Genomic DNA, 22,103 nt, shown 5'->3' with positions numbered 1-22,103 from the left:
GCAGTGCGTCGTGTACAGAAGTTCGCCGCGTGTCTGGGCACCGGCCACGGGGCCGAACACGCTTGCCGCGACCAGCAAGCAGGCGGCCGGAAACCGGGCCGGGTGGGGCCGCTGCCGGCGCACGGGATCGGGATGCAGGTCGTTCATTGGGTCCCTTTCGACAATGGAATTCCATCATCCCGAAACTTGGCACGCAGCGCTTGATGCAGCGCAATCGGCGATCCGGACGCTAGGTGAATCGTGAACCACCGACGGCCGGGTTGCGCGCGATCAAGATCCGTGCGGCGCGGTCGATCTAGCGTGACGGGAGGCCAACCAGGGAACGACCATGAGAATCACCATTCACACCGACGCGGCGGCACCGTGCGAACTTCAGGTGGGCACCGCCCACCACGCCTACCCCGGGGCGCTTCCCGAGGTCGGCCAGACCCTCGTGATTCCCGATGACGCCAAGGTCGACGAATCCGCCAAGGGGCGGGCCAAGGTCACCAAGATCATCTGGCACTACAACGCGGCGATGAGTTCGCTCTGGCCCGAGATCGTCTGCAGGCGCTAGCCGCATCGGCCTTGCCTTGATCCAGCGCAAGCCGGTCGAGAGATCGGCGCCTAGAGTGATTGTGAAGCCGCGAAAGCTGCGCTTGTCCACGATGAAAGGAATTCGCATGAAATCCGATACACAACTCCGGGACGACGTCCTGGCCGAACTGAAGTGGGATCCGATCGTCAACGCCACCGATGTCGGCGTGATCGTCAAGGATGGCGTGGTCACGTTGACCGGGCACCTCGCCAGCCACGCCGAGAAATACGCGGCGGAGCGAGCCGCCCAGCGTGTCGGCGGGGTCAAGGCCCTGGCCGTCGAACTGAATGTCAAGCTGCCTGCGCTGGATGAACGATCGGACGCCGACATCGCCACGGCGGCCGAGCGCGCGATCGAGTGGAACTCGCTGATCCCCAAGGACAAGATCCGGATCCTGGTGGAGAAGGGATGGGTCACCCTGAACGGCGAGACGGAGTGGGACTACCAGCGACGCTCCGCCGAAGCTTCGGTGCGCAACCTGCTCGGCGTCACCGGTGTCACGAATCTCGTGACCATCAAGCCGAAGGTCAGCGCTGCGGGCATCGAGAAGAAGATCAATGAAGCACTGGCGCGCCGCGCCGAACGTGAAGCCAGGCACATCGACATCTCGGTCGTCGGCTCCCAGGTTACGCTGGAGGGCTCGGTCCACTCGTGGGCCGAACGCAAGGCCGCACAGTGGGCCGCCTGGTCGGCACCCGGCGTCTCCACGGTGGTCAACCGCCTGCGCGTCAGCCCCTGAGAGGGGTGCTGCGGGCCGAGATGAGCGGCGGCACGCCGTCGACGGCCCTTTCCCTTGCGCATGCCTGCCGTGCTCACGCCCTATTGATCCGCATGCGCCGAGTGACGACTCCGCACGGCGCTGACGCTAGGACCGACCTGAAACGACAACGGATGAACAGATCCAATATCCGCGGACTGCTCCTCGCAGCATTCGCGTCACTCGCTTTCTCGGGCTGCATCGCAGCGACGCGTCCAGCGCCACAACCCACGTTGGCGCCGGGTTCGTACGTCAGCGGCGGCATCGGCGAACAAGACCGGCTGGACATCCGCGTGACGAGTGATCTCTACAACCTGCGCCTGACGTTCGCGGAGAACGGTACGGGCGCCTATGTCGCGGGCGTGACCGTCGTCATCGAACCCATTGGCCAAGGCGCGCATTACGACCCTTTCGTGGACTGCGGGCCTCTCTTCAATGTTGTCGTGCAACCTGGCGCCTATCGTGTCGCTGCCACCTATGCAGGAGTCACACTGACCAAGATCTTCCGAGTTAGCAAGGGGGCGACGCTTGGCACMTTCTACTGGCCAGGCCAGGCCAACCCCAATCAAGGCTACCGGGGCGGACCATGAATTGATCAGATTCGAAGCTGTTGTCTTGAACCTCTGGATTTGAAGACTCGAACTGAAGTTCTGCATCTGCGAACGCTGTAGCAGTTCCCTTGGCGTCGTGGTTCGGGCAATTGGGTGGACGGCCGCCGGCATCGGGGATGCCGCTCGTAAAGAGCGGTGCCTTGGCGTCCCCTACCAGCGCCGGAGACCGCCCTGACTTCATCCTAGGCATCGATATGCCAGAGTGCTTAACCTGCATCAAGGCAGCGATGGAACGGCAGAAGGCCACTACCCGGCAAGGCAAGGCCCATCGCGTTGATTCACATCAAGCCTCGCCGCGCAAGCGCACCTACAGTGAATCCTCCGGAGGGCCAGTCCAACCCGATCGAGGACACAGATGAAAATCACGATTCACAGCGGCTCTACGGCTCCGGCCGAGCTTCAGGTGGTCACATCTCACCATCACTACCTGGGCCCGCTCCCCGAGGTCGCCTGTCGGCCGTGCCGCTCCCGGCGGGCCACCTCAGGGATCTCAAGCCGAGCGTGCGAGCGTCCATGCGCTTCGTGGCACTCGAGACGGTCGACGACGCCATAGCGGCAGCACTCGACCAAGAACCGTCGCACAGCCCAGTCGCGCGTCATGCACACGTCCATGGACCCTCCCCAGGCCAGCATGTCACCGCTGAGGTCCGGTGGATGGTCGCTGGCTGGCAACTGGACTGTGCGCGGACTGGGCGACATGCCAAGAGCGCTCGACGCGCATGCCTGCGGCCCAGGGCCGGTCGTACTGGACGGTGCCTCGCTCGCCGCCATCGACAGCGCTGGCGTGTGGGTGCTGCAACGCTGGCTGCGCCGCCACGGCGCAGCGGCCGCCTTGCGCGACTGGCCGCCGCGCATGCAGATGCTGATGACGCTGGTCGGCGAACAGCCCGACCAGCCCTTGCCGCAGCCGCCCGGCTCCTCGCCCCTGGAGCGGGTGGGACGCCAGGCCGATGCTTCGGCACAGCAGGCGCTCGGCCTGCTGCGCTTCATAGGACAGGCCGCCGTGGCCGCGCTGGGATTGCTCGCGCGCCCGCGTCGCATCCGCTGGCGCACCGTGTTGCGCAACATCCAGATCGACGGATTCGACGCGCTGCCCATCATCGGGCTCACGTCGTTCCTGCTCGGTGTCGTCGTCGCCTACCAGGGCGCGGACCAGTTGAAGCACTACGGCGCCAACGTGTTCGTGGTCGATCTGGTCGGCTACGCGATGCTGCGCGAGTTCGCGCCGCTGATCAGTGCGATCATCATCGCCGGACGTTCGGGCTCTGCCTATGCGGCGCAGATCGGCACCATGGTCGTGACCGAGGAGGTCGACGCGATGCGGACCATCGCGATCGATCCGATCGAACTGCTCGTGTTGCCTAAGGTGCTCGCACTGGCCATCGCCCTGCCGCTTCTGACCGTCTTCGCGGATGTGACCGGCGTGCTGGGTGGCATGGTGATGGCACGCGCTCAGCTGGACATCGGCTTTCCGGAGTTCATCGACCGCTTTGGGCGAGAGATGCACGGCTCCACGCTGCTGGTGGGAGTCGGCAAGTCGCTGGTGTTCGCGGTGGTGATCGCACTGATCGGCTGCTTCCAGGGCTTTCGCACGCGCGGCAGCGCCGACAGCGTGGGGCGACAGACAACGAAGAGCGTGGTGCAGTCGATCTTCCTCGTGATCGTCACGGACGCCTTGTTCTCCGTGGCGTTCAACATGCTGGACCTCTAGCATGGCGCCGGCAGACACCGTGATCGCGATGCAAAAGGTCTGCACCCGCTTCGGCAGCCACGCAGTGCACACCGATCTCGACCTGGAGGTCCGGCGCGGCGAGATCCTCGCGATCGCGGGCGGCAGTGGCTCGGGCAAGTCGGTGCTCATGCGCGAAATGATCCTGCTGCAACGGCCGACTTCCGGGTCGATCCACCTGTTCGGCCACGACATCGAGACGCTCACCGTGCCGCAGGCGCATGCGCTTCGGCTGCGATGGGGCGTCATGTTCCAGCACGGCGGGCTGTTCAGCGCGCTCAACGTGCGCGAAAACATCGGGCTTCCGCTGCGCGAGCACAGCAGGCTCGACCGCGCGCTGATCGACCGCATCGCCGAATGGAAGCTGTCCCTTACCGGCCTGCCGCCGGACGCCGGACTCAAGCAGCCGGACGAGTTCAGCGGCGGCATGCTCAAGCGGGCCTCGCTGGCGCGCGCCATCGCCCTCGATCCCGAGCTCCTGTTCCTCGACGAACCCACCTCCGGGCTGGACCCCGACAGCGCAGCGGGCGTGAGCGAACTGATCCTTCGCACCCACGCGCTGTATGGATTGACGATCGTGATCATCACGCACGACCTTGACCTGCTGTGGCAGGCCAGCGACCGCGTGGCGGTGCTGGGCGAAGGTCGGGTGCTGGCCAGCGGCTCCATGGAGGAGCTCTCGCACCACGCTCACCCCGTCGTGCGCGGGTACTTCGAAGGCCCGCGCCAGCAACGGGCCGCCTCATCGGCGACGCAAGTGCGTCGTGACAAGGGAGCACCATGGACGACAAGGTGAACTACGCGGTGGTCGGCGCGTTCGTGCTCCTGCTCGGCGCGGCGCTGGTGGCCGGCGTGCTGTGGCTCGCGGCCGGCGCCCACGGCGGCAAGCGCTACAGCCCCTACCAGTCGATCATGCGCGAGTCGGTGGCCGGGCTGAACGTAGACGCGCCGGTGAAGTACCTCGGCGTCGATGTCGGCAAGGTCAGGGAGATCGCGATCGATCCCGCGAATTCGAGCCAGGTGCGCCTGCGCTTCCTCATCGAACAGGGTACGCCGATCAAGATGGACACCGAAGCGGTTCTCAAGACGCAAGGGCTCACGGGCATCGCCTACGTCGAACTCAGTGGAGGAACCGCCGCTTCGCCGCCGCTGCGCGCCGCGGAGGCCGGGGAGATTCCGACCATCCGTTCCATGCCGTCGCTGAGCACGCGGCTCGAAAGCGTGCTCACCACGGTGCTCGCCAGCTTGGACCGCATGTCGACCAACCTGAACGCCACCTTCGACGCCGACACTCGCGCCGCCGTGAAGCAGACGCTGGCGGACACCGCGACCCTGACCCACACGCTCGCCGCCCAGCAGGCCGCGCTCGCCAGCGGCATCGCCGACGCGGCGCGCACGGCCCGCAACACGGCGCGCGCCAGCGAGCATTTCGCCTCGGCGATCGACCGGGTTGCGACCGCCGCCGATTCGGTCGACAGGATGGCAAAGTCCGTCGGCGCGGCCGGCGATCGTGCGGGTCGCAGCGTGGAAGCGGCCGCCGGCGGCTTCCAGGAGATCCGCACCGACGCCGGGCCCGCGCTGGCCCAGTTGCTCAGTGAGCTGAACCAGCTTGCCGTCTCGTTGCAGCGTCTGAGCGAACAGACTGAACGCAACCCGAACAGCCTGCTGATGGGCGCCCCGCAGAGGAAGCCGGGACCCGGCGAAAAGGCCCCCCCATGAGTCACCGTTCCCGTCGTGCCGCTTGCGGCACGCTGATTGCCGCGATGCTCACGGGCCTTCTGGGCGGTTGTGCGTCGTCCCTCCTGCCGAAGCCTGCCGCCCCGCCCGCGCTGTTCACGCTCTCCGCCGAAAGCGAGGCATTCGCCGCGCCTGCCCCGGGCGCGCCCGCGCCCACGCCCACGCTGATCGTCAACCCCCCGCGCGCTGCCCCGGGCTTCGACACCTCGCAGATCGTCTATGTGCGGCGACCGTACGAGATCGAGTATTTCGCGCACAACCGGTGGGTCGACACGCCTTCGACCATGCTCGCGCCGATGATGGTGGGCGCGATCGAACGCTCGGGCGCATTCCACGCGGTTCTGGGCGCGCCTACTTCGGCCACCGGACAATTTCGTCTGGAGACCGAACTCGTCCGCCTGCAGCAGGATTTCTCCACTACGCCGAGCCATGTCCGCCTCACCCTGCGCGCCACGCTGGTGGACGCCACGACCCGCCGCGTCATCGCGAGCCGCGAGTTCGATGTGCGCGTGAATGCACCAAGCGACGATCCCTATGGCGGCGTGATGGCGGCCCAGCGTGCGGCGAGCCAAGTTCTGCCCGGGCTGGCGGCTTTCTGCGCCGAATCCGCCGCCCGCCGAGTACCATAGCTGTGGTTCATGCCCTGTTCGCCGGGCGTCGGCGGATCGCGAAAAAAGGCACCTTGACGAGACTGTCTACCACGACTCGCCTCCGGTGGAAATTGTCCCGGCGTCACTCGGCCGGGTCCGAGCGCCACCTGCGTGCTGGGCGTGCCCCCTCGGCCACCGTCGTGCAGCCAGTATTGCGCGTTGCCAAGGCCCGGCCATACTTCTGCCGAATGGGCCGACATGAATTCGCCACGACTCTCCAGTTTTTCCTTCATCCCCATCATTGTGGGGAGGCCACCTTCGGCCGGCAGCCACCACAATCCCTCCATGCCCGTTGACGAACTCGCCTCGAGCGCGAACCAATGGAAGAAGTTGGCTTCCGATGTCAAGACCGTGGGCCGCGGCGCTCGCACTCTCAGATCCTGACCTTCGAAGGGAATAAGAACGTGAGTACAGCCATGCAAACCCCAGATCTTGAGACAGTCGAAATGGTCAGAGTCACGCTACAGGACGTGATCTCGGCGCGCGAGCATGGCGTCCGAGCTGTTCCGTACTTCGCTCCCACCAACTTTGGCGTGCTTTCTCCCGATGAGAAGGAGAAAGAGTCGAACGTGAAAAAAGAGACTGACTACGGGAATCGCGTGCGCGCTGGCATCCACCTGACACTGTCTGCGGCAGTTGCAGCGCTTGAAGTTGCAGAAGCGCTCATGAAGGATTTTGCGACCTTGGACCCAAAGGATCGGAAGCGCCAATTGATTCGATGCTCGCTGGATGCTCGCGTTGCCAGGGACGCTGCAGCTGAAGCCGCTGCAGTCTTGTCGGGGCAACAGGCCCCCAATTCGGACGCGATGGTGGAGATCAAGCGGCTGAAGACGGCACTCTTTGAACGATTCGGGATGAGCGAGTAGCGAGCGTCACACCTGCTGGAACAACACGGCAGCCAGCAGCGCACCGATGAGGATGAGCCAGTCGACCTTGCTGGAAATCCAGCCATAGATGCCTGTCACGCGAGCACCGCCTGCGCCGCCACCCAAGGGCTGGTGCGCTCCTCGCTGCCGTTCGGCAGGCCAGTCTTGCGGCTGCGGCCGTTCACGCCCGCGCAGTAGCGAAGGCGAACATCGCCCTGTTCAGCGCAGTTGCCGGCCAACAAGCCGTTCGCCTCGCGAGGCGTGGGCGCTCGACGTGACCCAGCGAATCTCTTGCCGAGCTCGGTGGAGGCAGTCGATCATGTGGGCTTCAATCACCCGACCGTTGCGGCCGTGCGGTAGCTGCCGCTCCCCGCTTCCCCCACAACCTTTGGGCGCCGACCGACAAGTCCGGTTCGACTGACGGTTCGTGCAAGGCACCACCTCGTACTTCGTGCCGTTGCAGCGCGGGCACTGGTGATCGAGCCACCAGAAGAGCACCGCGCGAACCTCTTCGCCTAGCATGTTTCGCCTTTCTTTGCCGATGGTCGGCATTCGCTATCTCTCACTGTTCTCCGCGAAAATCGCAGCTCGACCATTGAAGGAAGGCCTATGTCGCAGGGGAAGAAATCACCTACCGAGCGCATCGAGGTCACGGACCAAGTTGGCAAGCGCCACGTTGTCATTCGATACGTCGAGGACGTTGACGCGAGCCCGGAGGACGTCGACATGCTCGACGAAACCGAAAATGCAATCGAGTACCGCCTCGAGACGGGCATGAGCGTAGAGAAGACCGGGCCCGACACATTCAAGACAGCTGATGGGCGTTTGAAACTGACGKCGTTGTAGAGGCGCGCTTGCTGCCCCTCCAGGCAATGCTCGGGCAACCATAAGCTTCAAAGCGTTTTCCCGATAGGGATGCATTCGCTGCGCGCTTCGCGTCGTGGCGCGCTGCGACCTCGCCGCGGATCTTGTCGGCGAGATGGTCAAAAACGGCCCGGCCTACCGCTCACGGCTGTTCGCGCGCCTATTGCAACTCAACACCTAGGTGTGGAGGCTTGCTGCACATAGTCGAATCGAGACGAGCAGTTTGCCGCTCCTCTCTGTGCTGGCTATCGCCATGGTGCAACGAATTCCGCGAACGAATCATCTCATGCGCAACCTCAACCTCGCACCCTGATTTCGACGCGCGCGTCGCAGCTGCAGCACGGACTTCTAGACCGAAGTTCCAGCGCCGCGTGCGCCGGTTTCAGCCGATGAGCCCTCTGGAATCAATGAGATAGGTGCTTTCTTGGCTTGCTGAATGTAGGCATGTATTTTCTTGAATGTACCAATCACATCGCCTACATATGTAGGCATGCATGTCCATGTTGTACCGAACCGGGGCTCGCCCCCCACCGTGCTGCTGCGCGGGTCCTATCGCGAGGGCTCCAAGGTAGGTAAACGCACGCTTGCCAATTTGTCGAGCCTGTCGGCCGCGCAGATCGAAGCCATTCGCGCAGCGCTGCATGGTGAGGCTTTGCAGCCAGTAGCGCAGTGCTTCGAGATCACCGCATCGCATTCACATGGCCATGTGCAAGCCGCTGCGCTGACCCTGCAGCGCCTGGGCTTTGCCTCACTTGTCGCCTCCAAGCCCTCCCGCGAACGCGACCTGGTGCTGGCGATGGTGGCCGCGCACATCGTCGCTGCGCACACCAAGCTCGCCACCACGCGCTGGTGGCACACCACGACGCTGGCCGAGGACTTCGGCGTGGCCGATGCGAGCGAGGATGATCTGTACGCGGCGATGGACTGGTTGCTTGCGCGCCAGGGCGCGATCCAGAAGAAGCTCGCCGCGCGGCACCTGGGCGCCGGCGCCCTGGTGCTTTACGACTTGTCGTCCAGTTACTTCGAGAGCAGTTGCTGTCCGCTGGCCAAGCTTGGCTACAGCTGCGACGGCAAGAAGGGCATGCTGCAGGTCAACTACGGCCTGCTCACCGATGCGCGCGGCTGCCCGGTGGCCGTGTCGGTGCATGAGGGCAATGTCGCCGACAGTCAGACCTTGCTGCCCGAGGTCCAGCGGCTGCGCGAACACTTCGGCGTCGAGCAATTGGTGACGGTGGGCGACCGCGGCATGATCTCCAACAAGGCGATCCTGGAGATGCGCGAGCGTTTCGCTCGCTCAAGACGATCGACCTGAAGGTGCGCCCGATCCACCACCGCACCGCTGATCGGGTGCGCGCGCACATCTTCCTGTGCATGCTCGCCTACTACGTCGAGTGGCACATGCGCGAGGCCTGGCGCGAGCTGATGTTCGCCGACACCGACCAGCGGGCCAAGGCCATGCGCGACCCCGTGGCACCTGCCAAGCGTTCCAAGGCGGCGCTGGCCAAAGCGGCCCGCCACACCCTTGACTACGGCACTCCCGCGCACAGCTTCGCGACGCTGCTTGAGGAACTCACGACCATCGTGCGCAACACCTGTCGCACACCCAGCGCCGGGCCCGATGCGCCGACCTTCAAGGTCCTCACTACGCCCAACGCGAAACAACAACGCGCGCTCGATCTGCTCCAGCAGATCCGTCTGTAGACAGAAAACGGAACCCCAAACTCACGCCAAGTGCTTGTCGTGCAAAGACAAACTCGCTCGGCGATTGGAGGAACTTCGGATTAATGAGCAGCCGCTCTGCGCGCGGGACCCCGCCCCCCGATCATCACGCTTTCTTCGTTCTCGGTCAGCTGCGGACCATCCGGCGTGACGCGAGTGTGATCGTGCCGAAACTTCGCAATGATGGGCCGCAGTTCTTCCTTGACGTGCTTCTCACTGTAGCCGTYGAACAGGTGGCCGATCAAACCGCGCCGCAGATCCGTGGTGCCCAAAGCCCAGTCGGCAATGGGGAACGTCAGGTTCATGTTGTATTTCATCATGATGCCCATGTTGTGATGGGCGGTGTGATGACGGCGAATCGTGTTGATGAACGGCACGTTGCGCACGAACCAGTTTTCATGCACGTGGCAGCAATAGTGGAAGGTCTCGTAGACCAAATATTGAGCCACCATGGTCAGGAACACGACGTAGCCAACGTTGGCATTAAAGATCAACGAGGCGATATATCCGAGGGTCAATCCACCCACGCCAAGCGTCGTGAGTACGCGCCACGGGAAGAACACGATGCGAAACTCGCGCGTCGTGTCGATGGTCGGCTCCAGATCGCTGAAATACTGATGATGCTGACGCGTGTGGCGCTCATAGATCGCGCGCAGTGCGAACACGTCGATCCGTTTGTGCATCACGTAGCGATGCATCGCCCATTCGACGAAGTTTCCGGCCAGGAAGACCGGGATGGCCACAAGCCACTCCCATCCGGCGCCCTGAATCTGGGTCAGACAGTACCAGATGCCGGCAATGCCCACACCGTACATGACGCCGATGTGGAGCAACCCGTTGTAGAGCGGACTAATCTCGGATTTGTATTGCTCGCGGAATTTGCGTTGGCGCTCGGTCATCATGGCGAAGTCTCCTTTGGATACTGATGTTTATCTAGTATATCAGTTGTATCCCGTTAATCAACATCAGCCCACGCACTCGAACCAGGGATTTCCCTAGAGGACGCCACGGGAGGCTTCGCGCCTCGCAGACGCCCAGCAAAGGCATTGCGCACAATCGCGCGATAGCGCACAGCGACATCTGGGACAGGAAACGCCTTTGCGAGCCTGGTGACGCCCATTGCGTCTCTTTCCAGGTCGCGCAACTCGCTCTCCTTGATTCCTAACGCCGGCAGATCCGTGGGAATACCTAGACGGCCTACCATTTCGCGCACAGCCACCGGAACCGCCAGGGTGGCCTCCTGCGCGGTCGATACATCCAGGCCCATCAGTTTGGCAACCTCGAAGAGCTCCGCCCCCCGCACGTCGCCCATCGCGTCCAGCACGTAGGGCAACATGACGGCGTTAGTGGTGCCATGGCTTCTATGGGTCTTGCCAGCCACCGCATATGCAATGCCGTGAACCGCGTTCAGCCCAGCGCTTCCATAAGAGAGTGCCGCATAGATGCTGGCATGGGCCATGCCGATTCGCGCCTCCTTGTCGGCCCCATCGGTATACGCACGCTCCATCCAAGCCACGCAGAGCCGCATTGACTCGCGGGCGAACAACATCGTCAGTGCCGATCGGCCGCTGTAGCCTGGATCTGGATGGCCGCATCGGTCATAGACGGACGAGTCGATGGTCAGGAACGACTCGATAGCGTGGGTGAATGCATCGATCCCAGCATCGGCGGTCACTCGCGGCGGACAGGTATAGGTAAACTCGGGATCAATCAGGGCCACCTGTGGACGCAGCGAATTGTCCATCACCGCGACCTTCGTCGCGTTTTGCGGATCGAGAAGAATCGCGCCCGGTGTCGCTTCGGAACCAGTCCCGGCGGTAGTTGGCATGGCGATCAGAGGAAGGGGGCGGCAGTCGCCGATGTCGCCCACAAATTCACGGACTGGCTGGCCCGTCGGCAGCGTCAGGCATAGTGCCTTGGCCAGATCGATGTTGCTTCCCCCACCCAACGCGATGACGTGATCCACGGCGCCACCAAGGTTGTCTCGACGCAATTGCCGGGTCGCACTATCGCAGAGGTCAGTGGTCGGGTCAGGGGCCCCACCATCGAAGACGATAGTCTTGATGCCCAGTGCGTCGGCTGCGTCGACATACTCTCGGACCCAAGGCGTCCTCTCTGAGAAGAAGCGGTCCGTTACCAGGACTCCACGTCGCAATCCCATTCTCTGCATGAGTTGCGGCAGTTGCGCACGGACCCCGCATCCGAGGATCAGGCGCGCTGGAGCGCAAAAGTGAATCAGGTCATCAGTTCTCATAGCCGCTCTCGCCTTGTCAAATGAATTGAAGAAGTTCCTGGACTACGCGCGAGGTGCACGCATTCAACAGACTGTGTCCGGCACCTTCGATCGTCACCAGCCTGCAGTTAGGCAATCTCGAGGAAAGTTCGACTGCGTGATCCCAGGGAGAGTCATCGTCCTCGCGACCATGGAGCACGAGAGCCGGGAGCTTGAGCTGGCCTAGCAGTGGCCTCTGATCCGAGTGGCGAATGGCCTGCCATGTCAACGCGACGCAGGCGTGATCCGCCGCACTACGCAGCCCAAGCTTGGCCTCCCGGTCGGYGATGTCGTCCAGGAGCACTTGTCCTTCGCTGCGAAACCATCCGGCTGCGCACAGCTTCGGCGTGCCCGAGAGAAGTGCCAATTTTTCGGGCTGGGGGCCACCGGCCTTCGCAACGTATTCCAACGCAACCGAAACTCCCATGCTCCATCCGGCTAGAACAAACGGCACGCCAACAAGGTGCGACCTCGCCACCTCCTCGACATCGCTCGCAAACGCGCGCAGTGAATACTCCTCCGCCCTACTGCCCCGGGGCGCCGCACCACGGCCCCGCAGGTTCGGAAGGACGAAGCGCGCGCCGGATGAGAGCTGCTCGGCCACTGGAATCCACGCATCTCTGGTTCCTTGAATGCCATGGAGCGCGAGAACGATCCTTGGCCCATCACCGATGGTGATCACGTCCATAGTTGTCTACACCTGATATATCAAACGGATTCCACTGCGTCATCAGACGCAGTACGATGGATGCTTGCCTTTGAAAGAGATACAGAGATGGTGACCAGAATTGCTAGTCGGACGGGGAGGCCTGCATCGCGCACGGCGGCCAAGGTGATGGATTTCATTGAACCGAAGGCCCGCCTGACGGACCTTGCATACGAGAGGCTTGAGGAGGCCATCGTCACCCTCGTCATCCCTCCAGGAGCCGCAGTTTCCGAGCACGATCTGGCCGAAATGACCGGCATCGGCCGCACGCCTATCAGAGAAGCGATTCAACGGTTGGCGCGCGAGCATCTGTTGGTGGTTCTGCCGCAGCGCGGGCTGCTCGTTGCTGAAGTCGATGTAGGCAAGCAATTGAAGCTCCTTGAAGCGCGACGAGAGATCGAACGCCTTGTTTGCCGCAGTGCGGCAAGAAAGGCCTCGGCGGAAGAGCGGCAGAGGTTTTCACGCCTGGCCGAAGAGTTCAAAAGGTCAGCCGCAAAGAACGATTCGGTCGCCTTCATTCGCGCCGATCGGGAGTTCAACGAGCTGTGTCTTTCCGCGGCTCGAAATGAATTCGCTGAAGGAGCGATGCGCATGCTTCATGGCCTTTCTCGCCGCTTCTGGTATCTCCACTACAAGCAGTCGCCCGACCTGCCGGAGATGGCCAAGTTGCACGCCGACGTGGCACTCGCCATTGCCAAGGCCGACGTGAAGGGCGCAGGAGAGTGCTTGGACCATCTGATCGACTTCATCGAGAAGTACACGCGCGCCACGGTCATGTCTGATCACTAAGGACGTCCACTGTCTCGCCTCAATGAGACAGCTGTTCCAGCGACTGACCCTTGGTCTCGATGCCGAACAGCAGCACCACCAACGCCGCCGCCACGAAGCAGGCCGCACCGAGGGTGAAAATGCCGGCCTGTCCCGTGATCGGCAGAACCACACCGACGATGTAAGGCCCCACAAGCGAACCGATCCGGCCCACGGAGGACGCAAACCCTGCCCCCGTCGCGCGCGAACGTGTTGGATAAAGCTCCGGGGTATATGCGTAGAGCACGGACCACATGCCGAACATGAAGAATTGCATGCAAAGTCCAGCAGTAATCAACTGTGCTAGAGGTGCATGATTCGCGGCGGATTGTCCGTACAAGTATGCCGCTGCCGCGCTGCCGACCAGCATCAGGATGCAGGTGGGCTTGCGGCCCCATTTTTCCAGCAGCCAGGCGGAGAAAATGAAGCCGGGGATACCCGCAAGCGAGATGTAGACCGTATAGAGGACCGACTTGGTGACCTCATACCCTGCTTGCTGAAGCAACGCTCCCAACCAAGTTGTCAGGCCGTAGTAGCCAAGCAGCGCGAACAGCCACAGCGCCCAGAGCATTGCCGTGCGCTTCGCGTACACACCTTTCCAAAGTTCCCCGAAGGCTGCGCCGCGGCGGATCGAAGGCTCCGGCGCTGCGCCAGGTCCCACGGGAGGCAACGACTTCATCCCAGAGGCCCGAAGCACCTTGTGCTCGATGCCACTCATCACCTTATCGGCCTCCTCGTGGCGCCCCGCGTCCTCGAGCCAGCGAGGGGACTCTGGAATGCTACGGCGGACGACAAACACGAAGACCGCAGGAACTGCGAGGGCGACAAAAATTCCGCGCCAGCCAATGATTGGCATCAGGCAATAGGCCGTGATACCTGCGGCGATAAAACCCAATGGCCAGAAGCCCTCCAGGATGGCGACATAGCGACCGCGACTCCTGGCGGGGACGATTTCAGAAACCATCGCAAGGCCGATGGGAAACTCCATTCCCATACCAAAGCCCAGTAGGACACGATAGCCCATCAATTCATTGACGGTTTGCGAGAGTCCGCACATCAAGCTGCCGACCCCCCAGAAGATCATGCTGAGCTGGAAGACAGGCTTGCGACCGAACTTGTCGGCAAACATGCCTGCCGTCGCCGCGCCCAGAAACATCCCCACGAAACTCGAACTTGCCAGCAGCCCCGTCTGAACGGCGGACAGGCCAAACTCCGCTTTGATCGAGCCGAGCACGAAGGTCATGACGCCCAGGTCCATCGAATCAAAGAACCAAGCGGTGGCGATGATGGCAAACAGGCGACGCTGATAGCTCGTCATGGGAAGGCGCTCAAGACGGCCACCAACGGCAGCACGCCACCCTGCGGTGGCCGCTGCAGAGGTGGGTAAGGTGGTCCGGAGAATCTCGCTAGCAACAGTGTTCATGGGGTCTCCTTAATACATCTGATGGTCACCTGATATACTAGTGGTATGCAAACTGTGATCAACTAGGGTGGACCCTAAGGAGCGATCATGAAACTCACAGGAAACACCATCTTCATCACCGGCGGCGGTTCGGGCATCGGTCGCGGCTTGGCGGAGGCGCTGCATCAGGCAGGCAACCAGGTCATCATCTCTGGCCGTCGCAAGAGCCACTTGGACGCCACCACGGCAGCCAATCCAGGGATGGCGTCCGTTGAAATGGACGTCAACGACCCCGCCAGCATCGCAGCCGTGGCGGCTCAAGTGACGCGCGAGTACCCAGAGCTCAACGTCATCATCAACAACGCTGGCGTCATGCACATCGACGATGCGTCGATGGCCATTGATGAAGAGCTGATGCTGTCAACGGTTTCCACCAACCTGCTGGGCCCGATTCGCGTGACATCCGCCTTGGTCGAACATCTCAAGAAGCAGCCTGACGCGACGATCTTCAATGTGTCGTCCGTTCTGGGTTTTGTTCCGCTGGCCGTTTCGGCGGTCTACTCGTCGACAAAAGCTGCGATGCACTCGTACAGTCAGTCGCTGCGCTGGCGCCTGCAGGGCACGTCCGTCAAAGTGCGCGAGATCGCCCCCCCCTGGGTGCAAACCGACCTGCTCGACAGCAACAACGAGCCTCGCGCCATGCCCCTTGCCCAGTTCATCGCCGAGACGATGGCGCTGATTGCCACCGACGAGAACGAACTCGTCGTCGACGCCGCCAAGCCGCTGCGCACGGCAGTCGGGCCAGACAATGGCGAGTTCGCTCTGAAATTCAATGACGAATTCGTGGCGGGTTGATCTTGATGCGCCTCGATTCAAGATGACCGGACGCACAATGAGTCTATGGGCAGACCCAGTGTTCGTCATTTGATCGTCGCGGCGGGCCTCCGCGTGTTCCTGCGCGGAGGCTTCGCTGCGAGCAGCGTTCAGGACATCACCGAAGAGGCCGGCGTTCCAAAGGGATCGTTCTACAACCACTTCGAAAGCAAGGAGGCGCTCGGCGCAGAGATCGTCGATCTCTATGCCGAGGGCGACGGGCATCGCGAAGACCTCAAGAACGAATCCCTGCCGCCGCTGGAGCGCCTGCGGCGCCACTTCTGCGGCCTGAACAAGATGTATTCGAACGCCGGATTCGCGAACGGTTGCCTGCTGGGGAACTTCAGTGCGGAGTTGGCCGATTCGAGCCCGGCAATCCGCGAGCGCTTGTCTGCGATTTTTGCCCGCTGGTCCGGCGAAATCGAGGCCGCAATCGCCGAAGCGCAGCACCGCGGTGAAGTCCGGAGTGACACGAGCGCAGCCGATCTCGCGGCCTTTCTCCTGGACGCCTATGAGGGAGCGATCCTGCGTGCTCGCGTCGATAAGAGCCCCGCGGCGTTCGACCGCTTCATGACCTTCGCATTCGACAAACGGCTGCGCTGAATCGGGCAGCGGTATTCATTGGTCGAGAACGCCAGTCCGGCGTCGCCTTGCGAGAGCATTGATGGAAAGTCTGATCGGCATGGCGCAACGCCGCATGGAAAATGAGCCATGCCCGATACCCACCAACACGACCCCGCTCTCGTACCCACTCACACTACCGCGGCCACCTCCTCCATCGCACACTGGGTGGCGCAGCACCATGGAATTCCGGTGCAGCAGTGCCACCTGATTCGCCGCGGCCTGAACGACAACTACGCGCTGCGTTCGGCCGACGGAATCCGCTACGTGGCGCGCCTGTACTCCATCCGGCCGCGCGGCGGCTTCAACATCCATTTCGAAGTCTCGCTGCTGGCGCACTTGGAAGCCAAAGGTGCGGGCGTTGCCGCGCCGGTGCCGGCGGCGGACGGGCGCGCGCACATCCAACTGCAGTTCCCCGAAGGGCCGCGTGCCCTGGCGCTGTTCCGGCATGCCGAAGGCGTGGTTCCCGATACGCTGGAAGAACTCGAACTGACTGGCCATACCCTGGCCCACATCCACGAGGCGGCACGCGACTACGCGGGCCCACCAAGTCGCTACACGCTGGACGGCCACCACCTGGCCGGCAGGACTTTGGGCTACCTGCAGGTGTACCCAGAGCTGGGCGCGGAGCTGCTGGAAACGTATCGCCTCTTAGTACACCGCCTGCTTGAAGAGCTGGCCGCGGCCGAGGCCGGGCTGACGCGCGTCGTCTGCCACGGCGACACGCACGGCTTCAACAACCATGTGGACACAGACGCGGCCGGCACCCGGAAGACCGTGTTCTTCGACTTCGACGATGCCGGCCCGGGCTTCCTGGCCTACGACCTGAGCGTGCTGCCCTGGTCGTACCTGTTTCGCAAAAGCCTCAAGGAACCCGACGATGTGCTGCGCGAGCGCTGGATGCACTACCTGCGCGGGTACCGCGCGGGCGGCGGAGAAGTGAGCGAGAGTGACTTGGCGGCATTGCCGCTGTTCGTGCAGCTTCGGCACCTGTGGAACCTTGGCGAGGCAGCCGGGCGGCTACACCACTGGGGGACGAATTCGGTGCCTGTGGATTGGCTGCAAAAGCAGGTGGAGGTGTTTGAGACGTGGAAAGGGCTGGACCTGCGCGCCTGACGGCATACCGTTGGCTCAGCCGCCTCGCAACACGAAACGAATCTCCGCGTCCCCTGTGCACGAGCACCCGCGGAGGTCGATGCCCATGACGCCGCCGCATGTTGACTCTGAGGTCCGTGTTCGGCCACGGTGAAGGGAACGTGGAGGCCCAAGGGTCTCGCGGCTTTCCGCGGGCCGAACGCATTCAGCAGGCGGTCGGCTCGCCAAGGCGCGGCCGCGGCGCACGACGCCAGCATCTCGGCATCACATCGGCAAGCCGCCAGAAGCAGATCCTGTCGCGTCCCGGCGCAATGCTGAGGGCGGAACGCCGAACCAGCGGCGGCAAGATCGCGTCATCGCCGATTGTTCGGAGAAGCCGAGGAGGTCCGCGAGTTGGCCCAGCGGAACCTTGGTCTCGCGCAGATAGTGCAACGCGGCGTCCTTGCGAATTTCTTCGCGGATTGCCTCGAACGTGGTGCGTTCGGCTGCAAGGTGGCGCTGCAGCGTGCGCGGATGGATGGCAAGCAGGGCCGCGACATCGGTCTTGCTGCCCTTCGGGGTGCCGAGGGTGTGGCGCAATGCCAGGCGAACACGGGCCGAAACGCTTTCGCCCGGGACTCGAAAGTGCCTCGCCAAATAGTCTTCCGTGATCTTCCGCAATGCAGGGTTGGCTCCCCGCAGGTCGGCGCGCAGCGTTTCGCGGCTGACGTGCAGGGCGGCATGCGGCTGCTCGATGAAGATGGGCGCCCCAAAGAACCGCTCGTAGACGGAAAGCGGCGCAACGGGCGTATGCGGCAGCGCGACCGCGCGTAGCAGGTACTGCTGGCCAGCGAGCAGACGTGTGATGTGATGCATGTCGCCGAGGCACAGATCGATCGTCTGCCGCTGCGCCGGCAGCCGTGCGAGATGGATCTCGGCCGTCATCTCCGCAGCACCTTCGATCATCGAGCTGTCGTCATGAACGCCCAGCACAAGGCCAGGGCTGTGCACGAACAAGTGGCGAGACGCGTAGTCCCAGGCCTCCCTGACGGTGGGCGCGTTCTGTAGAACGATGCCAAGGGGGCCGAGCACGCCGATGTCCTGAACGTGCGACAGGCGCAGTCCGAAATCCGCGCAGCCCGTCTCGATGGCGCTGACCTCCAGAAGATGGACACAAGATCGCAGCGACAACAGCGCATCTTCGTCAGTCAGCGAACCCGAGGGAATCCGGTGGCGCCGAAGCAAGGGGGCCGGGTCGGCGCCCAAGCTCCGCATGAGGGCCGTGTACCCCTGCAATCCGCTTGCTCGCACCATGGCTGTCATGTCTCGAAATGTCAAACAACAGTCTTGAGATGTCAAGCGACATGGCGTGCGGCCCGGGATACTCCAACCACTGCATCAACCCCCTAGAGGTTTCGACATGGAGACAAACTACGATGTGCTGGTCATTGGGGCCGGCCTGTCCGGCATCAGCATGGCCTGCCATCTTCAGATGGAGTGCCCCAGCAAGCGAGTGGGCATTCTGGAGCGCCGCAAGGCGATCGGCGGCACCTGGGACTTGTTCCGCTACCCGGGCATCCGCTCCGACTCGGACATGTTCACCTTCGGCTACCGGTTTCGTCCGTGGCATGACCTGAAGGTGCTCGCGGACGGCCCATCGATCCGGCGCTACGTCACCGACACGGCGCGCGAATACGGCATCGACAAGAAGATCCGATTCGGCATCAGGACGACGGAGGCATCCTGGTCGAGCGAGCACAAGCGCTGGACGATCAGCGCGGTCGATGAAGAGAGCGGCGCGCCACGCACCTTCACCTGCAACTACCTCGTCAGCTGCACCGGCTACTACAACCACGACGAGGGCTACCTGCCCACCTTTCCCGGCGTCGAGCGATTCAAGGGGCAGTGCATCCATCCCCAGAAGTGGCCCGAGGGATTGGACTACCGCGGCAAGCGCGTGATCGTGATCGGCAGCGGCGCCACCGCCGTGACGCTGGTGCCGACCATGGCCGGGGAGACCGCGCACATCACGATGCTGCAGCGCTCGCCGAGCTACGTGTTCTCCGTGCCGGCCTACGACGCGATCTCGGCTGCATTGAAGCGCGTCCTCCCGGACCGCTGGGTCTATGCCATGGCACGTCGGCGCAACCTGTTCCTGCAGCGGGCGATCTACAAGCTGTCGCGCCGCTGGCCCGACCAGATGCGAGCGTGGCTCTTGTCCAGCGTGAAGAAGCATGTGGGCAAGGATTTCGACATGTCCCACTTCTCGCCCCGCTACAAGCCGTGGGACGAGCGGCTGTGCGCAGTTCCCGATGCCGACCTCTTCAAGGTGATCCGGGAGGGCAAGGCCTCTATCGTCACCGATCACATCGAGACCTTCACCGAAACCGGCATCCGGCTCCAGTCCGGCAAGGAGCTGCAAGCCGACATCATCATCACCGCAACCGGTCTGCAGTTGCAGTCCTTCGGCGGCATGGATTTGCGCGTGGACGGCCGCAAGCGCGCCGTCAATGAATTGATGACCTACAAGGGCGTGATGCTGCAGGACGTGCCGAACATGGCATGGCTCTTCGGCTACATCAATGCACCCTGGACGCTCAAGGTGGACATGGCGTCGAGCTACTTCTGCCGCCTGCTCAACCACATGGACCGCAACGGGGCCGACGTCGTGACAGCGCGCGCACCCGAGGGGGAGATGCTGGGCGAGACCATCGTGGCATCGCTCCAGTCGGGCTACGCGCGCCGCGGCGAGGCGATGGTGCCGCGCCAGGGGCGCGCGCTGCCGTGGCGGGTGCTGCACAACCCGGAGAAAGACCACGTGATGCTGATGAAGGACCCTGTGGAGGATTCGGCACTCGAGTTTCGCGGCGGATCGCCGAGCGGCACGCTGCGCCCTGCAGCAGCTTGAAGCAGGCGCACATGAAATCCATCGAGTCTTCGTTCGCGAGCCAGGGCCTGCGCTGCGCAGGCACGCTGCTGATGCCCAGCCAGGGCGAGCGTCCGCCCGTCATCGTGATGGCGCATGGTTTTGCCGGCGTCCGCGCGATGCTGCTGCCACACGCCGAACGTTTCGTGGAGGCCGGCTACGCCGTCTTCCTCTTCGACTACCGCAATTTTGGCGACAGTGAGGGGCAGCCGCGCCACTGGGTGGATCCCGGCCGGCACCTGAAGGACTGGGACGCCGCCATCCGCCACGTCAAGGCGCTCGAGGCCGTCGACGCCCAGCGCATGGTGCTGTGGGGCACTTCGCTGTCCGGCGGCCACGTGGTCTGCATGGCCGCGCGCGGGCATCGCGTTGCAGCAGTCATCGCAGGCCATCCGCTGATGAGCGGTTGGGCTGCGATCACTTCGCTCAGCCCGTCGGCCGTCCTGCGGCTGACCTTCGCGGGCCTGCGCGACGTCATCGGCAGCTTGTTCGGCAGGCCGCACTACGTACCAGTCGTTGGCCGGCACGGCGACCTGGCCGCGCTGACCGGCCCCGAAGCCTGGGAGGGAATGGAGAAGCTGAAAGCCATCGCCGACGTGCCGTGGGAGAACAAGGTGCTGGCTCGCGTGCTGCTGAAGATTCCCCACTACAACCCGATCCGGATCGCCCGCAAGGTCCGAGTTCCGACGCTCGTGATAGCAGGTTCGAACGACACCATCGTCTCGGCAGCCATCGCTCGTCAGGCGGCGAGCCGCATGCAGTACGCGGAGTTCACGCTGCACGCGTCCGATCACTTCCAGCCGTACTACGGCGACTACCTCCAAAAGAACGTGCGGGAGCAGCTCGCGTTCCTGCAGAAGCACGTGGCCGTCTGACGCGCAGCCGTCTTCACGAAACAAGGAAAGCTCTCATGCATCCCTCCTTCAAAGGCAAAGTCGCGGTCGTCACCGGCGCCGGGTCCGGCATCGGCCGCGCGCTTGCGCTCCAGTTGGCCGCCGCCGGTGCGCGCCTCGCACTCTCCGACATTGATGCGGCCGGCTTGAGCCAGACCATGCGCCTGCTGCCGGCCGGCACCGAGGCGCGCGGCTACGGTCTCGACGTCTCCTCGCGCGAGGCGGTCTTCGCCCACGCCGAGGACGTCCGGCGCGACTTCGGTGCCGCGCACTTCGTCTTCAATAACGCGGGCACCAGCCTGGTCGGCACCTTCGAGCACCTCGATATGGACGAGATGGACTGGCAGCTCGGCATCAACCTGTGGGGCGTGATCTACGGCAGCAAGGCCTTCCTGCCAATGATGCTGGCGCAGCGCGAAGGCTGCATCGTGAACATCTCGAGCATCTTCGGCCTGATCGGTTATCCCGCCCAGAGCGCCTACAACATCTCCAAGTTCGGCGTGCGCGGCCTGACGGAATGCCTTTGGCGCGAACTCGAAGGCACCGGCGTGCGCGCGGTGAGCGTGCACCCGGGCGGCATCAAGACCAACATCGAACGGGCCGCCCGGCGTTGCAGGCTCGCCGGCGAAAAGGAGGCTGGCTTCTCCGCGCTGGCCGAGAAGATCATGATCACGCCGCCCGAAGTCTGCGCCGCCGACATCCTGAACGGCGTACGGCGGGGCAAGAAGCGCGTGCTGACCGGAAACCAGTCCATGCCACTCTTCTGGCTGTCGCGGCTGATGCCCAATAGCTACCACAGCGTCGTCAAGCTGATTGCCTGAATCCGGCTCGCTGGTTCTTCATGAGCTCGTGTACGCGGCGCGCGTTCATGGTTTTCAGGGTTCGGTAGGTCGCCTTCTAGGGCCTGTTCACACTATTTCAAGGATCCGTTTTACATGGAGGCGACCAGGTCGGAGAGCCATGCGTTCAAGCTTTGAAATTCGACCGGTCGGTCCTCGTCGGCCTTCCAAAAGCCAGCC

General features: G+C 63.4%; 24 protein-coding genes. 18 read left to right on the top strand and 6 right to left on the bottom strand.

The features are described from left to right. The first annotated feature begins 328 nt into the window (after positions 1–328). The 8 genes from AC1D2E_RS28445 (at position 329) to AC1D2E_RS28410 (ending at position 6,927) form a co-directional block, all read left to right on the top strand. The gene (locus tag AC1D2E_RS28445) at positions 329–556 is read left to right on the top strand and encodes a hypothetical protein (RefSeq protein ID WP_478174768.1); all 228 of its coding nucleotides are present in this window, start codon (positions 329–331) and stop codon (positions 554–556) included. A 106-nt stretch (positions 557–662) separates the two neighbouring features. After that, positions 663–1,316 (top strand): BON domain-containing protein, encoded by a 654-nt coding sequence (locus tag AC1D2E_RS28440; protein WP_478200502.1) that lies wholly within the window; start codon positions 663–665, stop codon positions 1,314–1,316. Between the two features lie 152 nt (positions 1,317–1,468). Further along, positions 1,469–1,924, top strand: a complete 456-nt coding sequence (locus tag AC1D2E_RS28435) for a hypothetical protein (RefSeq protein WP_478200501.1) — start codon at positions 1,469–1,471, stop codon at positions 1,922–1,924. A gap of 619 nt (positions 1,925–2,543) precedes the next feature. Continuing rightward, positions 2,544–3,656, top strand: coding sequence for an ABC transporter permease (locus tag AC1D2E_RS28430; protein WP_478200500.1), 1,113 nt, complete (start codon positions 2,544–2,546; stop codon positions 3,654–3,656). Position 3,657: 1 nt separating this feature from the next. After that, on the top strand, positions 3,658–4,470 hold the full coding sequence (locus tag AC1D2E_RS28425) for an ABC transporter ATP-binding protein (protein ID WP_478200499.1): 813 nt from the start codon (positions 3,658–3,660) through the stop codon (positions 4,468–4,470). Further along, positions 4,455–5,393 carry an MlaD family protein gene (locus AC1D2E_RS28420; RefSeq protein ID WP_478200498.1) on the top strand — a complete coding sequence of 313 codons (939 nt, stop codon included), beginning with the start codon at positions 4,455–4,457 and terminating at the stop codon, positions 5,391–5,393. Before AC1D2E_RS28425 ends, AC1D2E_RS28420 begins: the two co-directional genes overlap by 16 nt. Next, on the top strand, positions 5,390–6,040 hold the full coding sequence (locus AC1D2E_RS28415; RefSeq protein ID WP_478200497.1) for an ABC-type transport auxiliary lipoprotein family protein: 651 nt from the start codon (positions 5,390–5,392) through the stop codon (positions 6,038–6,040). The genes AC1D2E_RS28420 and AC1D2E_RS28415 overlap by 4 nt, the downstream gene beginning before the upstream one ends. 437 nt (positions 6,041–6,477) lie before the next feature. Further along, positions 6,478–6,927 (top strand): hypothetical protein, encoded by a 450-nt coding sequence (locus tag AC1D2E_RS28410; protein ID WP_478200496.1) that lies wholly within the window; start codon positions 6,478–6,480, stop codon positions 6,925–6,927. A gap of 95 nt (positions 6,928–7,022) precedes the next feature. Here AC1D2E_RS28410 and AC1D2E_RS28405 read toward each other — a convergent pair whose 3' ends face one another. Next, a complete protein-coding gene (locus tag AC1D2E_RS28405) occupies positions 7,023–7,169 on the bottom strand; it encodes a hypothetical protein (RefSeq protein ID WP_478200495.1) in 147 nt (48 codons plus the stop codon). 367 nt (positions 7,170–7,536) lie between these two features. On the opposite strand from AC1D2E_RS28405, the gene AC1D2E_RS28400 reads away from it, so the two are divergent. From AC1D2E_RS28400 to AC1D2E_RS28390, 3 genes are all read left to right on the top strand, one after another. Next, complete coding sequence (locus AC1D2E_RS28400; RefSeq protein ID WP_478200494.1) at positions 7,537–7,773, top strand: hypothetical protein; 237 nt, start codon at positions 7,537–7,539, stop codon at positions 7,771–7,773. A 472-nt stretch (positions 7,774–8,245) separates the two neighbouring features. Beyond that, a complete protein-coding gene (locus tag AC1D2E_RS28395; protein WP_478200493.1) occupies positions 8,246–9,103 on the top strand; it encodes an IS1634 family transposase in 858 nt (285 codons plus the stop codon). Positions 9,104–9,105: 2 nt separating this feature from the next. Continuing rightward, the gene (locus tag AC1D2E_RS28390; protein WP_478200492.1) at positions 9,106–9,492 is read left to right on the top strand and encodes a hypothetical protein; all 387 of its coding nucleotides are present in this window, start codon (positions 9,106–9,108) and stop codon (positions 9,490–9,492) included. A gap of 80 nt (positions 9,493–9,572) precedes the next feature. Here the strand turns inward: AC1D2E_RS28390 and AC1D2E_RS28385 are convergent, their stop codons facing one another. From AC1D2E_RS28385 to AC1D2E_RS28375, 3 genes are read right to left on the bottom strand one after another with little or no spacing between them, the layout of a single operon-like run. Further along, a complete protein-coding gene (locus AC1D2E_RS28385) occupies positions 9,573–10,412 on the bottom strand; it encodes a sterol desaturase family protein (RefSeq protein WP_478200491.1) in 840 nt (279 codons plus the stop codon). A 53-nt stretch (positions 10,413–10,465) separates the two neighbouring features. Continuing rightward, positions 10,466–11,764 carry an iron-containing alcohol dehydrogenase gene (locus AC1D2E_RS28380; protein ID WP_478200490.1) on the bottom strand — a complete coding sequence of 433 codons (1,299 nt, stop codon included), beginning with the start codon at positions 11,762–11,764 and terminating at the stop codon, positions 10,466–10,468. 16 nt (positions 11,765–11,780) lie between these two features. Further along, positions 11,781–12,470, bottom strand: coding sequence for an alpha/beta fold hydrolase (locus AC1D2E_RS28375; RefSeq protein ID WP_478200489.1), 690 nt, complete (start codon positions 12,468–12,470; stop codon positions 11,781–11,783). 147 nt (positions 12,471–12,617) lie between these two features. On the opposite strand from AC1D2E_RS28375, the gene AC1D2E_RS28370 reads away from it, so the two are divergent. Further along, positions 12,618–13,277, top strand: a complete 660-nt coding sequence (locus AC1D2E_RS28370; protein ID WP_478200504.1) for a GntR family transcriptional regulator — start codon at positions 12,618–12,620, stop codon at positions 13,275–13,277. A gap of 19 nt (positions 13,278–13,296) precedes the next feature. On the opposite strand, the gene AC1D2E_RS28365 is transcribed toward AC1D2E_RS28370, so the two are convergent. Beyond that, the gene (locus AC1D2E_RS28365) at positions 13,297–14,613 is read right to left on the bottom strand and encodes an MFS transporter (RefSeq protein ID WP_478200503.1); all 1,317 of its coding nucleotides are present in this window, start codon (positions 14,611–14,613) and stop codon (positions 13,297–13,299) included. 192 nt (positions 14,614–14,805) lie between these two features. Between AC1D2E_RS28365 and AC1D2E_RS28360 the strand changes: the two genes are divergently transcribed. The 3 genes from AC1D2E_RS28360 to AC1D2E_RS28350 all read left to right on the top strand — a co-directional run bounded on the left by AC1D2E_RS28360 (position 14,806) and on the right by AC1D2E_RS28350 (position 17,307). After that, positions 14,806–15,552 carry an SDR family oxidoreductase gene (locus tag AC1D2E_RS28360; RefSeq protein ID WP_478200488.1) on the top strand — a complete coding sequence of 249 codons (747 nt, stop codon included), beginning with the start codon at positions 14,806–14,808 and terminating at the stop codon, positions 15,550–15,552. A 45-nt stretch (positions 15,553–15,597) separates the two neighbouring features. Beyond that, on the top strand, positions 15,598–16,173 hold the full coding sequence (locus AC1D2E_RS28355) for a TetR/AcrR family transcriptional regulator (protein WP_478200487.1): 576 nt from the start codon (positions 15,598–15,600) through the stop codon (positions 16,171–16,173). A 108-nt stretch (positions 16,174–16,281) separates the two neighbouring features. Then, positions 16,282–17,307 carry a phosphotransferase enzyme family protein gene (locus AC1D2E_RS28350; RefSeq protein ID WP_478200486.1) on the top strand — a complete coding sequence of 342 codons (1,026 nt, stop codon included), beginning with the start codon at positions 16,282–16,284 and terminating at the stop codon, positions 17,305–17,307. 243 nt (positions 17,308–17,550) lie between these two features. Here the strand turns inward: AC1D2E_RS28350 and AC1D2E_RS28345 are convergent, their stop codons facing one another. After that, the gene (locus AC1D2E_RS28345; protein ID WP_478200485.1) at positions 17,551–18,588 is read right to left on the bottom strand and encodes an AraC family transcriptional regulator; all 1,038 of its coding nucleotides are present in this window, start codon (positions 18,586–18,588) and stop codon (positions 17,551–17,553) included. A 97-nt stretch (positions 18,589–18,685) separates the two neighbouring features. On the opposite strand from AC1D2E_RS28345, the gene AC1D2E_RS28340 reads away from it, so the two are divergent. Genes AC1D2E_RS28340 through AC1D2E_RS28330 form a run of 3 tightly spaced genes read left to right on the top strand, consistent with a single transcriptional unit; the run spans position 18,686 to position 21,905 of the window. Further along, the gene (locus AC1D2E_RS28340) at positions 18,686–20,173 is read left to right on the top strand and encodes a flavin-containing monooxygenase (RefSeq protein ID WP_478200484.1); all 1,488 of its coding nucleotides are present in this window, start codon (positions 18,686–18,688) and stop codon (positions 20,171–20,173) included. Positions 20,174–20,184: 11 nt separating this feature from the next. Beyond that, the gene (locus AC1D2E_RS28335) at positions 20,185–21,066 is read left to right on the top strand and encodes an alpha/beta hydrolase (RefSeq protein ID WP_478200483.1); all 882 of its coding nucleotides are present in this window, start codon (positions 20,185–20,187) and stop codon (positions 21,064–21,066) included. A gap of 35 nt (positions 21,067–21,101) precedes the next feature. Then, entirely contained in the window at positions 21,102–21,905 is an 804-nt protein-coding gene (locus AC1D2E_RS28330) for an SDR family NAD(P)-dependent oxidoreductase (protein ID WP_478200482.1), read from the top strand. Positions 21,906–22,103 lie beyond the last annotated feature (198 nt).

It is taken from the genome of Variovorax sp. P1_H2, assembly GCF_056405295.1.
The sequence above is the reverse complement of the archived record's forward strand: the minus strand, read 5'-3'. Positions and strand labels throughout refer to the sequence as shown.